The 12999-nt window shown below is 63.4% G+C and carries 9 protein-coding genes; 3 read left to right on the plus strand and 6 right to left on the minus strand.

All coding sequences use genetic code 11. The features are described from left to right. Nucleotides 1-9: 9 nt before the first annotated feature. Nucleotides 10-1236, minus strand: coding sequence for an acetyltransferase domain-containing protein (locus KZ810_RS16315; RefSeq protein ID WP_219770189.1), 1227 nt, complete (start codon nucleotides 1234-1236; stop codon nucleotides 10-12). A 366-nt stretch (nucleotides 1237-1602) separates the two neighbouring features. Here KZ810_RS16315 and KZ810_RS16320 point away from each other — a divergent pair, with 366 nt between their 5' ends. Both KZ810_RS16320 and KZ810_RS16325 read left to right on the plus strand, forming a co-directional pair. Further along, nucleotides 1603-3576 (plus strand): TonB-dependent receptor, encoded by a 1974-nt coding sequence (locus tag KZ810_RS16320; RefSeq protein ID WP_308461582.1) that lies wholly within the window; start codon nucleotides 1603-1605, stop codon nucleotides 3574-3576. A 370-nt stretch (nucleotides 3577-3946) separates the two neighbouring features. Then, nucleotides 3947-7066, plus strand: coding sequence for a TonB-dependent receptor domain-containing protein (locus KZ810_RS16325; RefSeq protein WP_219770190.1), 3120 nt, complete (start codon nucleotides 3947-3949; stop codon nucleotides 7064-7066). 191 nt (nucleotides 7067-7257) lie between these two features. Here the strand turns inward: KZ810_RS16325 and KZ810_RS16330 are convergent, their stop codons facing one another. After that, nucleotides 7258-8499 carry a hypothetical protein gene (locus KZ810_RS16330; protein WP_219770191.1) on the minus strand — a complete coding sequence of 414 codons (1242 nt, stop codon included), beginning with the start codon at nucleotides 8497-8499 and terminating at the stop codon, nucleotides 7258-7260. A 176-nt stretch (nucleotides 8500-8675) separates the two neighbouring features. After that, complete coding sequence (locus KZ810_RS16335; protein ID WP_219770192.1) at nucleotides 8676-9317, minus strand: hypothetical protein; 642 nt, start codon at nucleotides 9315-9317, stop codon at nucleotides 8676-8678. Between the two features lie 249 nt (nucleotides 9318-9566). Here KZ810_RS16335 and KZ810_RS16340 point away from each other — a divergent pair, with 249 nt between their 5' ends. Next, a complete protein-coding gene (locus KZ810_RS16340) occupies nucleotides 9567-10709 on the plus strand; it encodes a tetratricopeptide repeat protein (protein WP_219770193.1) in 1143 nt (380 codons plus the stop codon). A gap of 73 nt (nucleotides 10710-10782) precedes the next feature. Here the strand turns inward: KZ810_RS16340 and KZ810_RS16345 are convergent, their stop codons facing one another. The 3 genes from KZ810_RS16345 to KZ810_RS16355 form a co-directional block, all read right to left on the minus strand. Then, entirely contained in the window at nucleotides 10783-11514 is a 732-nt protein-coding gene (locus tag KZ810_RS16345) for an SDR family NAD(P)-dependent oxidoreductase (protein ID WP_219770194.1), read from the minus strand. A 140-nt stretch (nucleotides 11515-11654) separates the two neighbouring features. After that, nucleotides 11655-12416 (minus strand): meso-2,3-butanediol dehydrogenase, encoded by a 762-nt coding sequence (gene budC, locus KZ810_RS16350; RefSeq protein WP_219770195.1) that lies wholly within the window; start codon nucleotides 12414-12416, stop codon nucleotides 11655-11657. Beyond that, a complete protein-coding gene (locus KZ810_RS16355; protein WP_219770196.1) occupies nucleotides 12417-12986 on the minus strand; it encodes a type 1 glutamine amidotransferase domain-containing protein in 570 nt (189 codons plus the stop codon). It abuts the gene before it with no gap. Nucleotides 12987-12999: the final 13 nt, after the last annotated feature.

A 12999-nucleotide genomic window follows, 5' to 3' on the forward strand; every position in this document is an offset into this window, starting at 1 on the left:
CGCGCGCGGCTAGAGGTATTTGAGCCAGGCGATGTCGCGCCGGCGCGCCTTCAGTCGCGCGAACCACGCGGTCGGCAGGTAGAGCGGCACGATCAGCAGGGCGTACCACGCGAGCACCCAGCGATAGTCGTCGACGCCGAAGGTGGTGCCGTGCGTCGCGCCCAGAAACGCGAACGCCGAATGGTAGAGCAGCCGCAGCACGGTGAGGTGGAACAGGTAGAAGAACATCGGTGCTCCCCCGAAGATCGCCAATGCGGCGGTCAGCCTGCCGTCGAGCCGCTCGAATGCCGCGAGCAGTAGTGTGCCGCAGCCGAGCGTCAGCAGCAGGAACAGCAGCGACGGGGGGTATTTGGTCAGCGCGAAGAAGCTCATCGCGGTACGCATCGCGCTGCCCGGCACGACGAACCACGGCGCATCGCCGTAGCCGTTCGCCAGCCGCAGCAGCACGAACGCCGCCAGCATCGCGCACCCGCTCGCCACCAGACGCCGCACCCGCACGCGCGACGGCATCTGTGTGAGGAACCACGGACCAATCCCCCAGCCGAGCAGGATCACGCCGATCCAGGCAAGCACCGGGTAGCTCGTCTTGGCGACTAGACCGAAAGGCAAGGCGATCACGTCGCGCTGGTGGAGCAACGCCCAAGGCACGAAGAGTGCGTCGCCGCTGCGCAGGTGTACCGCGTCGAGCAAATTATGCCCGCCGACGATCACCAGCCCCGCCGCCAAGAGTACCCGCCGCGGCAGCGCGATCACCGCGGCGAGCACGATCATGCAGACGCCGATGCACCAGATGACCTGCAGCCACAGCGTCGGCGACGCGATGCCCCAATAGAGTTCGGAGAGGTAGAACACCTCCAGCGCCATCAGCACCAGCCCGCGTTTTACCAGAAAGACGCGCGTTTGTGCGAGCGTGTGGCGCGTGCTGAACAGGAACGCGGACACGCCGGTCAGGACGATGAACACCGGCGCGCACAGGCTGGCGGCGAGCCGCGCGAGATAGAGCGTGGGCAGTGCGACGCGCGCGTCGATCGGATCGGGCATGGGGACGTGGAGGAACCAGGTCTCACGCAGATGGTCGAGCAGCATCAGCAGCATGACCAGCCCGCGCAGCGCGTCGATGCTGCGCAGTCGCGCGCGCGATACCGGCGATGACTGGGGCACCGGCTGGGACGACGAACGGGGTGCGGAAGAACCTGCAATCACCGAAGTCGCCGGCAGCGTGGCGGTCGTCACCATTGGATCCTCCTCGGCTGTGTTCGCGCGTCCCGCAGGACACGCGTTGCGGGGGCGGGCGCGACACCCGCCGCTTCGCTGGTCGGTGGCGAACCCTACTGGCGATCGCCCGACGCCCTGTTGACCTCCACCCGGCAACAACGCAAGAGATTATGATACAACATATCTATTCTGATTAGGGCGACGGTCATCACACGCATTCGTACATCGCGGCATGTTTCGCGCCGTGGTCCTGCCTATCGCATCCCTGCGCAGCGCCGCACGACCACGTCGCGACCGCTGCTGATCGTCGCCGCGCTGGCATCGGGCACGATCGCGATTCCCACCGCGGCGCAGGTCGAGGAAGACGCAAGCCGTGAAGAGATCGTCGTGCTCGGTACCCGCCGCTCGCGCGAGGCGACGCTCTCGTCTGATCGCGCGACCGAGCGGATGTCGCAATCGAGCCGCTCGATCGAGCAGGATCTGCTGCGCGCGGCCGGCACCTATCGCCTCGGTGATGCGCTCGAGCTCGTCAGCGGCAGCAGCCAGCAGAATAATCGCGGCGGGTTCGCGGACAATTTCGCGATCCGCGGCTTTCTCAGCACCGCCGATGGCGGCGGGGAATATTACGTCGACGGCTTCATCGCCAATCGCGGCAGCGCGCCCGCGCGCGATCCCGCCATGATCGAGCGGATCGAGGTGCTAAAAGGCCCGGCCGGCGCGGTGTTCGGCGACATCGATCCCGCGGGACGCGTCAACATGGTGACCAAGACACCGCGCTTCATCTCGCAGGCGTCGGCGCGGCTCAGCTACGGGTCGTTCGACACCCGCCGCGTCGAACTCGACGCAACCGGCCCCGTCACGGACGATCTCGCCGCGCGCATCGTCGTCGCGGTTGAGGACAGCGACGGTTACCGCGATTTCGTGTCGTTGAAGCGGCGCACGGTCGCGCCGTCGCTCACCTATCGCCCGTCCGACGCGTGGCAGCTGACCTATGTCGCGCAACTGATCCGCTACGCATCGCCGTTCGATCGCGGTGTGGTGGCGGTGAACGGCGACGCGCTCGCCCTCCCTGCATCGCGGTTCCTCGGCGAGCCGAACAACGGCGACACGGTCGCGCGCGACACGCGGCATCAGCTGACCGGCGAAGCGCGGCTGGCGGAGGGTTGGTCGCTGGTCGGCGGGGCCGCCTATCGCACCGGATCGCTGCGCGGTTTCTCCGCCGATCAATCGCGGCTGGTCGGCGGTCGGACATTGTGGCGCCAGCGGCGCGCGCGCGGCTACGAGGTCGAGGATCTGGCCGCCCGGCTGGAACTGCGCGGCGAGCTGGCGGCGCTTGGCACGCATCACCCGAGCGTCGGGGTGAAGGGCTACACGCTCGACTATCTCGAACTGCTGCGCCGGCGTAATCCGGCCGACCCGGCGCGCGGCGGGCTGCCGTACGCGATCGACATCTACGATCCCGTCTACGGCGTCGCTGAGGCAGCACCATTGCTGCCGAGCATCGACCAGCGCGAGACGCGCCGCGCGGTGACGCTCTATGCGCAGGACCTGTGGGACGTCGGGGACGGCGTCTTACTGGTGGGCGGCGCGCGCTACGATCATGTCGACCAGAAGCTGCGCCGCAACCTGACGGGCGCGACGTCGCGCCGCGTCAGCCAGCCGGTCACGTTCCGGCTCGGCGCGCGCTATCAGGTTGACCGGGCGGTCGCGGTGCACGCCAATTGGGGCGAGTCGACATTGCTCAACTCGGGCAGCGGCGCCGACGGTGCGGCCTTCGCGCCCGAGCGTGGGCAGGGATACGAGGTAGGCGTCAGCGGTCGCTGGGCGGGGCTCGACGTCGGCGCGACCTGGTTCGACATCCGCAAATCGAACGTGCTCACCACCGATCCGCGCGACGTCAATTTCCTGGCGCCGGTCGGGACGCTGCGCAGCCGCGGGGTCGAGTTCGACGCGACGCTCCGGCTTGCCCGGCGCTGGCAGGTGGTGGCCAATTACGCCTGGACCCGCGCGCGCTACGACGACCGGACGTTCCCGACGCCCCGCGCGCTCAACGTACCCGATCATTCGGGGTCGGTCTTCGTCGCCTATGCCGACGAGACGCCGCGCGGCACGTGGCGGATGAGCGCGGGCGCGACCTATGTCGGCGAGCGATCGGGGGCGACCGATACGAGCGGCCTAGTCCTACCCGCCTACACCAAGGTCAAGGCCGCGGCGGAGGTCCCGCTGACGCGCTGGTCGACGATCCGTCTGGAGGCGGACAATCTGCTGGACGAACGCTACGCGCTCAGCTCGTACAACAGCCTGTGGATCTACCCCGGCACCCCGCGGACGGTGCGGCTATCGCTCAACGCGGCGCTGTGAGGGAAGGGATGCAATAAGGCGTAGCAGCGCCCTCAGCGTACAACCGCACCTTAATCTAGCGACAATCGATCAGCACTTACCTGAGGGGTTACGTTGGGAGATCGCTGCGTACTGTGCTGCTGCGCCCCGCCCGTCCGCTCCATAGGGCCTAGCGATTGTAGCGTGCGGCCTTGCAGCATCAGACTGCAATCTCGGCTCCATCCGAATGTTGCGTAACGCATCACATGTCACCCTTTTGCAACAAAGCGATGGAAACCAACTGTAATCAAACATGTATACAGCATTAACGGTTGTAGTGCTGACCTAATTGATTTCATTCGAGACCAATCTAGCGCTCAAAGGCGCAGGTGAGATGATGGGGGTCTTGATAATGAAATTACGTCTTTTGGCAGGGAGTGCGCTTGCAGCAGGACTGATCGTCCCGTTTGCCGCGCTGGCTCAGGAAGTGCCGTCGACCGGTGATGCGACGCAGGTCGGAACGGTCACGCAAACCAACAACAACGGTACACCCGCGGACGACGCGAGCCTCGACAACACCATCGTTGTCACCGGCAGCCGTATCGCGCGTCCGGCACTCGATTCCGCGTCGCCGATCACGTCGCTTTCCGCTGATCAGCTCCTCTCCCAAGGCAATTTGTCGGTCGGCGATGCGCTGAACAACCTGCCCTCGCTGCGGTCCACGTTCAGCCAGGCCAACTCGACCCAGTTCATCGGCACGACCGGTCTGAACCTGCTCGATCTGCGCGGTCTGGGAACCAGCCGTACGCTCGTTCTGGTGAACGGAAAGCGCCATATCACGTCGTCCGAAGGCGATTTCGCGGTCGACACCAACACCATCCCGGTCGATCTGATCGAGCGCGTCGACACCGTCACGGGCGGCACGTCGGCCATCTATGGTTCCGACGCGATCGCGGGCGTGGTCAATTTCGTACTCAAGCGCAATTACGAGGGTATCTCGCTGCGCGCGCAGGGCGGCGTCACCGATCGTGGCGATCGTGGCGCGTACTTTGCCGCTGGCACGTTCGGTAAGAACTTCGACGAAGGCCGCGGCAACATCGCCGTTGCGCTCGAATATGCCAAGAACAACACCCTGCGCTACACCGATCGTCCGGATCTGACGGGTGCCTACACCGGCCGTCGTCAGTTCAATCTGTCGTCACCGGTCAACAACGACGATGTGCCCGATCGCACGTTCTTCAATGGCGGCATCTACAGCCTCGGGCTGAGCGAAGGGGGCACGTTCATCCCCTACAACGCGGCCAGTGCCACGACCTGCGTCAGCAACGGCACGGTTGCGACGCGTAATCCGCTGTCATGCCGACCTAACGGCTTCCCGCGTGTTTTCCGTTTCAATACCAGCGGTCGTCTGGAAGAGGCCAGCTACGGAACGACTGATTTCCGTCCGTTCGGTTCGAGTAACGTGCTCGGCGGTGTCGGTGGTTCGACGCTCAGTAACTACGGCGTCCTGCAGCCCGGCCTGCAGCGCTATTCCGCCAACGTGCTCGCGCACTACGACGTGTCTGACGCGTTCAAGCCTTATATCGAGGCCAAGTACGTCCGCGTTGAATCGACGCAGGAGAGTTCGCCGACGTTCGCGCAGAACGGTAGCGCGACCAACCCGGCTTTCGCCGCCAATTCGAACGGCGTGCCGATCTTCTTCGACAACGCGTTCCTCAACCCGGCGGACGCGGCGTTCATCCGCTCCACGCTGGTGTCGTCACTGAACCCGAACCCGACGTTCTTCCGTTTGTCGCGCAACAATCTCGATTTCGGATCGCGCGGTGAGTTGGCAACGCGTCAAACCTACCGCGTCGTTGCGGGTGTCGAAGGCGATTTCAACGAGGATTGGCACTATGACGTGTCGTTCAACTACGGTCGCTTCGACAACAAGCTGATCTCGCGCAACAACCGCATCGAGTCACGCTTCCGCGCGGCCGCTGATGCGGTCCGTAACGGTGCGGGTCAGATCGTGTGCCGGATCAACGCCGATGCCTCGACGGCGAACGACGACGCCGGCTGTATCCCGATCAGCCTGTTCGGTGCGAGCAATGCAACACTGACGCCGCAGGCGCTCAGCTATTTCATGACCGACACGCGTTATCGTGGTCGGGCGGAAGAATATGTCGTCAACGGCTTCGTGTCGGGCGACTCATCGCAGCTGTTCAGCCTTCCTGGTGGTCCGGTCAGCTTCTCGTTGGGTGGTGAATACCGCCGTGAAACGGCCAGCTCGGCATTCGATCCGATCGTTTCTTCGGGGCAAACCTTCCTCAACGCGATTGCGCCGTTCAACCCGCCGGCCTTTGAGGTGAAGGAAGCATTCGGCGAACTCAACATTCCGCTGCTGAAGGACGTGTTCGCGTTCAAGGAACTGACGCTGACGGGCGCAGGCCGCGTGTCCGATTTCAAGGGCGCAACGGGCACCGTCTACTCGTACAACGCCGGCATCGTCTGGGCGCCGATCCGCGACATTCGTTTCCGCGGCAGCTACTCGCGCGCGGTTCGTGCGCCGACGCTGAGCGACCTCTACTCGTCGCCGTCGCAGAATTTCGCGACGATCCAGGATCCTTGCGACCGTCTCTACAGCACCAACGGTCCCAACAACGGCGCGAACCGTCAGGCGAATTGCCGCGCAATCGGTCTTGATCCAACGACGTTCGAGAACACGGCCGCACGTGCGGCGAACACGGCTATCCTTTCGGGCGGCAATCCCAACCTGCGCGAAGAGAAGTCCGACAGCTACACCGTCGGGTTCGTGCTCCAGCCGCGCTTCCTGCGTGGGTTCTCGGTCACGGCCGATTACTATGACATCAAGGTCAAGAGTGTGATCTCGTCGATTTCGGGTCAGCAGACCGTCGACAGCTGCTTCGACTCCGCGACGCTCGACAACCAATATTGCTCACTGATCAATCCGCGTCAGGGCAACGGCTTCTTCGCGAGCCCGGCGCTGCTGGTGTCGTCGGTGAACTTCTCGGCGCTGCGTGCCAAGGGCATCGACGTTGACGCAAACTACCAGTACCAGTTCGACGAGAATAACTCGTTCTCGCTGCGCTTCATCGGCAATTACGTGAAGAACCGCAGCGACTTCCCGTACCTGGATACGCCTGATCTTCCCGAGCGTATCCGCGGCGAGCTGGGCGATCCGATCTACAGCTTCAACGCTTCGGCGAACGTGAAGCTGAGCGGCCTGACCCTTGGTTACCAGGCACGTTATATCGGGCGGCAGAGCGTCACCGATTGGGAAGCAACGCACGACAGCAAGCAGGGGCCGGCGTACGATCCCGATTACTCGAGCCCGCGTTACTACCCGGTCGTTTGGTATCACGACTTCCGGCTTGGTTATGACATCAACGAGAAGTTCAACTTCTACGCCGGTGTCGACAACGCCTTTGATCGTCTACCCCCGCTGGGCCTGCTGGGCACGACCGATGGTGGCGCGATCTTTTCCAACACCGGCCGCTTCCTCTACGCGGGCGTGAAGGCTAACTTCTAATAATCAGAGTTAAAAAGGGGGCTGCGTGGTTTACCCGCAGCCCCCTTTCTGTGATCGAGACCAGGGTCTGTATCGCAGACTGTAGAGCCACGCCGTTCAGGTCGTGGCTCTACCGTTTTTAGTGGTCGTGAGGGAGACGCCTGTTCCCACGACATTTCCTTACGACCGAACCCACGAAGTGCGTTGTTCGATTAACTAGCCGAAGGCAACGAAGGCAGCATTTCCGGGCCGTTGAGATCCCATCGCGTCATGACGGTACCCGAGCAGGCGTAAGTCGCGCCGTTGCGCCACGTGGCAGGCTTCAACGCTGTCGCGAGCTGCGGCTGCTGAGCCGCGAGCGTGGCGCGTGCGTCATCCACGTGCATCGAATGAGCGAGGATAGACAATTTCTCGCCATTGCTGAGCGGAAGGCCGATATACGGGTGGAAGTCGCCGAGGTACACGATCTCGCCAGCCCCGACGTGGAAGGTCGGCGCGCCGAAGCAATTGGTGATGGTGGGCTGGACGGCGCCGACGGTGGTCGAGTTTACGACGTAATCTCCAGCAGTTACCCGGATCGTCTGCACCTCGTATTCAGCCTTCTTGTCGTGACTGTTCGCGGTCAACGAATAGGTCGTCTTGTCCCCGTTCTTCTTCCAATCCTTCGGACGGTAGATGACGTCACGGTGTTCGAGGTCGTAGCGAAGCAGCGCGACCCCGCCCGATCGTCCTTGGGCGGCCGGTACGACGCGCCGATATCCCAGCACGACCAGGCCCTCGTTCGGCCCCAGAGTCATCGGCTGAGCGGAATCCACGTCCTTGCCGGCGTAGACCATGCCTCGTGCCTTGAGCGGCTCATCAAGCCGAAGCGCTGGATCAACAGTGATCGCAAAAGTCTTCATCTCGGTGATGGAGCCATCGACGTGCGCCGCTCCAACGAGTTCATTGAAGTAGGTGTCCCGGTCGGCGTCCGACAGTGCGTTCACCCGATCGGCGTCCTTCGCGCTTACCTCGACCAATCGCCAACCGCGGATCATCAAACACTGCTGCCGATTGGCCCGGCGTTGCTGCCCCTGCGCGATGGCAGCCCCGATCGCACCGCCGATACCCCCGCCAATTCCAGCCGCCAGAGGTGAAATAACGGCAGGATCGTAGTAATAAGGGATGCTTCCAGATGGCGTGCGTGAACCGCGCGCAATAAGGCGGCATTGTTGCCAGTCGGCGTCATATTGGGCGCGGGTGGCCCCGGGCTTGTTATAGAAGCGATTGTCTTTCAGGTCGCGTGCCGCGTCTTTGGCGATTTCCTCGGGCGAGTCCGATGGCGCAACGACGCCTTGCGGCACCGGTACCGTCTTCTCGCCGCCAATTGGGATCATCATGGTCTGCTGACCGGATGCGTCCCCCGATACGAGCGTCAGGCACCATCCGGCCACGACGGCCGTCTTCTTCAGCATGTTGAACCCCTCCCAGTTCAGCGCTCCCCAGCGCCGTTCCGCGATGCTAGCGCAGAGGATTATAGGTCGCCAGCGACTTTACGGGTCGGTGTCCAGCCAGCAAGCAATGCTCGTTGGCAAGGTAACGGTCAGTTGAAGCGACGGCTGCCGCCCTCTTGCAGTTATTTGCTCAACGTCTAGCCTATGATCATGGAAGACGTGACGGCATCGATATTCGGGATGTTGTTCCTGGCGTCCATGGTGATGTCCGAGCTGATGCCGTCATCGCGCAGAGCCAAGATAATCAGCTTGTTGCTGTTGCTCGCCGCGGGAATCATCACGTGGACGCGCATTTCGCTGCCGGTCAGCCAATCTACTGCCGATGCGCTATCCATAACGAGCATGGTGGGCTGGGCTGTGTTCATCCCCTGCGTCGCCAGGAAATGGCTTCGTGAGATTAAGGCAGCTTCTCGAGCGTGATTGTAAAACCTTCCTTGGTCAACTTCAGTACGGGTTGGGTCCAGTGAGGTTACATCAGAGTTGGTATGAATAAATCTTTCTTGCTCGCGTTTAATGTAGGCTCGATGTTCGTCGGACAACACACCGCCGTCGCTTTTCTGCAACGCCAACGCCTCCTCTCGAAGTGCTATAGCCCAACGCATCTTCTGTGCCCGCATCGATGGCGTTACATGCGTTTGGCCTGGAAAGTAACCGCCGACGGAACTCTCGTAACCGGATCCGGTGGACCGCTCGGCAGGTGACGTGTTGATCCCGGAAATTTGTGCGGTTGCCACGTTGGGCATGATCATCAGGGCTGCTGCCGCAATAACGATTTTCACCGAAGTGACTCCTATCGATTTCGTTTGACCAACATCAGCGAGGCGACGATGTTCCAAGTACGTGGCAGGGACAATTAAGCATTTTGTGTCCTCTATCCCGCTAAAAGGGGTAAATTGGTGCGTGTCCGCTTCTCAGTCATGCGGTTTCGGACTAATTGGCGAGAGTAATACACCGTAAGATGGTGGCGAACTCAAGGAAACATCTTACTACAAACCCGCGATCGCCCCGGGTCTGCAAAGGATATGCGCATGTTTGCATTTCTGCTTTTAGCCGCACTTCAAACACCCCCAGCGGATATCGTGGTGACGGGTGCACGACTGGATGACGCCTATGCGGAATGCGTCGCGCGCCACTGTTCGCCATTGCGTGACGCGCAGGTGTCGATCGCCTGGGCTGAGCGCGCCTTTCGCCGAGGCGACTACATAGCTGCCAAGCGCGGCCTCGCGGCTGCCGTTGCGCGAAACCGTTCCTCCGCGGCCGTCGCGCCCAGGCCGGTTGCGGCGTTATACGAGGCTTATGGAACGGTAACGCTGCAGGAAGGCGATCTCGACGCATACCGGGGGGCGGTAGGTGCGCAAATGCGCACGCTACGCGACAATCTGCCTGCCAGCGACCCCGCAGTCAGCAATGCCGAGCTGGCGCTGGGCGACATGTGGATGAAGCAGGGCGACACGCGCAATGCGCAAGCGGCTTATGAACGGGCGCAGCAACTGGCCATTACCCACGGGCAGAACGTTACCGCGCTCAGCGCAGGTTTGCGTTTGGTGACGCTCGCGAGTGCGCAGGGGCGGCATGGCGAAGCCAGTCGTTTGCTAGAAGGGATCGCGCGCTCTCCTGTGGCGCAGGACGCTGGGGTCCAATCGATCATACCGGCATTCCGCTTGAGACTGGCGGTCGGTCGCGCGGACAAGGCCGAGATAGACAAGCAAATCGCTGCCATGACTAGGTTGGGCAGTAACCTGCGCCCTGTCCTCATCTCGAACCCGCCGTTGGAACCGGTCGCCGCAACCGCCGCGCGGGAGCAAGCCGACAAGTTCGGTGACGTCAATCAATTCGCCATGCAGTCGACGGACCCGAGCGAGCTGAAGTGGGCCGACATAGGCTACTGGATACGCCCCGACGGGCGCACTGCCGACGCTTCAATCCTCCGATCGGCGGGCGATAAAAGCTGGGCGAGCGCCGCCTTGGATCAGATCGCCGCGCGGCGATATGCCACCTTCGCCGGTGATGCTGCAGGACAGGGAGTGTACCGGATCGAACGCTACACGCTACGCGGTAGTGGTTACGGCGTGCCCAAGGGAAGTCTCATTCGACGACGCATGGGGCCGATGCATGTGGAGGTTTTGGACATCACCTCCATACCAGATGTTTTATCGACGCCCGGTTCGTAGCAAGGAGCCATTGGTATCCTGTACAACAATGCGTGCGGCGATCGGGGAACGACATCTCCCAACCAAGCACCCGCTAATGCCCCGCGACCTGACCGCCGTCGACGTGGAGAATCTCGCCCGTCACGAAGCGCGCGTCCTCTAAATACATTACCGCCTGCACCACGTCGTCGACGGTGCCGATCCGGCCGAGCGGATGGTAGCGCGCGAGCCCGGCGCGTGTCTCGGGTGGGTGCATCGGTGTCGCGGTGATGCCTGGCGACACTGCGTTGGCGCGCACCCCGCGCGCGGCATATTCGATCGCGAGGCTGCGGGTCGCGGCAGCCAGCCCGCCCTTGGTCAGTGACGCCAGCACCGAGGGGAAGTCGGCATTGGCATGCTCGGCAAGCGTGGTGACGATCTGCACGACATGGCCGCTTCCTTGCGCCACCATCATCGGCAGCGCGGCCCGCGTCATGTGGAAGAAGCCATCTAGGTTGGTGCGCGTCATCTGCGCATATTGATCGGGCGTATAGTCGGTGAAGGCCGCGCCGATGAACACGCCGGCGTTGTTGACCAACGTGTCGATGCGCCCGAACCTTTCCCGTGCCAGGTCGACTGCGCGACGGGCGGTGTCGGGATCGGCGACGTCACCCGCCACCGTCACCCAATCGGGCTCGTCCGCCCCCTTGATCGACCGCGAGACGCCAACGACGCGCCAACCCCGCGCACGATAGCCGGTCGCGATCCCTTCGCCCAATCCCTGCGACGCGCCGGTGACGATCGCGACCTTGGACGCATCGGTGGAGGAGGCGGGAGCGTTAGTCATGGATCACAACCGATCGAGAGAGGGTCGTCTTGGCGATACGCGAGCCGGACGTCGGAAGCGGGGTGCGGTTGATCGCCGGTCCCCACGTCCGTGCCGGTTCGGGCGAGGATGAGGGCGGATGCGCAGCCCGCCCCCAACCATCAAGACAGCGGCGGTTGGCCGTTCGATGCGGTTAGCCCGCCGTCGACCGGCAGGTTCACGCCCGTCACGAAGTGCGCGTCCTCGCTCGCCAAGAACGCGATCGCGCCCGAGATGTCGGCGGGTTCGGCACCGCGGCCCATCGGGATGCGCTCCTCGAACTTGGCGATGAGGTCGGGCTGTTCCTTCATCCCTGCGGTCAGCGCGGTGTAGGTGAGCGATGGGTTGACCGCGTTGACGCGGACGCCGTGGCGGGCCTCGTCCATCGCGAGCGCGCGGGTGAAATTGCTCACCGCGCCCTTCGCCGCACAGTAGAAGCTGTGGTTCCAGTCGCCCCCCAGCCCCGAGACGGATGATACGTTGACGATGCAGCCCTTCGATTGCCGCAGATGCGGAACCGCGGCGCGGCTCATGTGGACGACGCCGTAGAGGTCGGTCTCGATCACCTTGGTGAATTCGGCGAAGTCGCCCTCGTCTACCTTGCCCAGATGATCGACGCCGGCGTCATTGACCAGCACGTCGATCCGCCCGAAGCGGTCGACCGCGGCCTGGACCAGCGCCTCGCATGCCGCACGGTCGGAGACGTCGGTTTCGCGCGTCTCGACCGTCCCGCCGAGCTCGCCCGCCAGTGTGTCGAGCGCCGCCTTGTCGATGTCACCCAGCACCAGTGTCGCGCCTTCCTCGGCGAAGCGGCGCGCGGCCCCCTCACCGATGCCCGAGGCGGCACCGGTGATGACGACGACCTTGTCGGAGAAGCGCGCCATTTACGCGTTCTCCGCCTGGGCGTCGTGTTTCCCTTCGCAGAATTCCTCGACCAGCTTGGCGCAGAAGGCGGGGAGGTCGTCAGGATTGCGGCTGGTGACGAGGCCCTGGTCGACGACTACTTCCTGGTCGACCCAGGTACCGCCCGCGTTCTCGATATCGGTCTGGAGCGTCGGGAACGAGGTAAGCGTGCGGCCGCGGACCTGATCGGCCTCGATCAGCGTCCACGGTGCGTGGCAGATCGCGGCGACGGGCTTCTTCGCAGCGAAGAAGTCGCGGACGAAAGCTACGACCTGATCCGACCCGCGCAGCTTGTCCGCGCCGACGCAGCCGCCCGGGATGACAAGCGCGTCGAACTGATCGGCCGAGACGTCGCCGATCGCCTTGTCGACATTGAACTTGGCACCCGGATCGAGGTCGTTGTTGAACGTCTCCGCCTCACCCGTTTCCAAGCTGACGACGGTGACGGTGCCGCCCGCCTGCTCGACCGCTGCCTTGGGTTGCGCGAACTCGGGCTCCTCAGTGCCGCGCGGCGCGATCAGGATCGCGATCTTCTTGCCTTGAAGCTTCATGCTGGTTCGTCCG

Origin of the sequence: Sphingomonas citricola, from assembly GCF_019429535.1 — a bacterium.
Classification (GTDB): domain Bacteria; phylum Pseudomonadota; class Alphaproteobacteria; order Sphingomonadales; family Sphingomonadaceae; genus Sphingomonas; species Sphingomonas citricola.

What these genes read in the sequence shown, in the direction of transcription:
- KZ810_RS16315 (WP_219770189.1), bottom strand. Translation starts at nt 1,236, where the DNA reads ATGGTGACGACCGCCACGCTGCCGGCGACTTCGGTGATTGCAGGTTCT.
- KZ810_RS16325 (WP_219770190.1), top strand. Translation starts at nt 3,947, where the DNA reads ATGAAATTACGTCTTTTGGCAGGGAGTGCGCTTGCAGCAGGACTGATC.
- KZ810_RS16330 (WP_219770191.1), bottom strand. Translation starts at nt 8,499, where the DNA reads ATGCTGAAGAAGACGGCCGTCGTGGCCGGATGGTGCCTGACGCTCGTA.
- KZ810_RS16340 (WP_219770193.1), top strand. Translation starts at nt 9,567, where the DNA reads ATGTTTGCATTTCTGCTTTTAGCCGCACTTCAAACACCCCCAGCGGAT.
- KZ810_RS16345 (WP_219770194.1), bottom strand. Translation starts at nt 11,514, where the DNA reads ATGACTAACGCTCCCGCCTCCTCCACCGATGCGTCCAAGGTCGCGATC.
- budC (WP_219770195.1), bottom strand. Translation starts at nt 12,416, where the DNA reads ATGGCGCGCTTCTCCGACAAGGTCGTCGTCATCACCGGTGCCGCCTCG.
- KZ810_RS16355 (WP_219770196.1), bottom strand. Translation starts at nt 12,986, where the DNA reads ATGAAGCTTCAAGGCAAGAAGATCGCGATCCTGATCGCGCCGCGCGGC.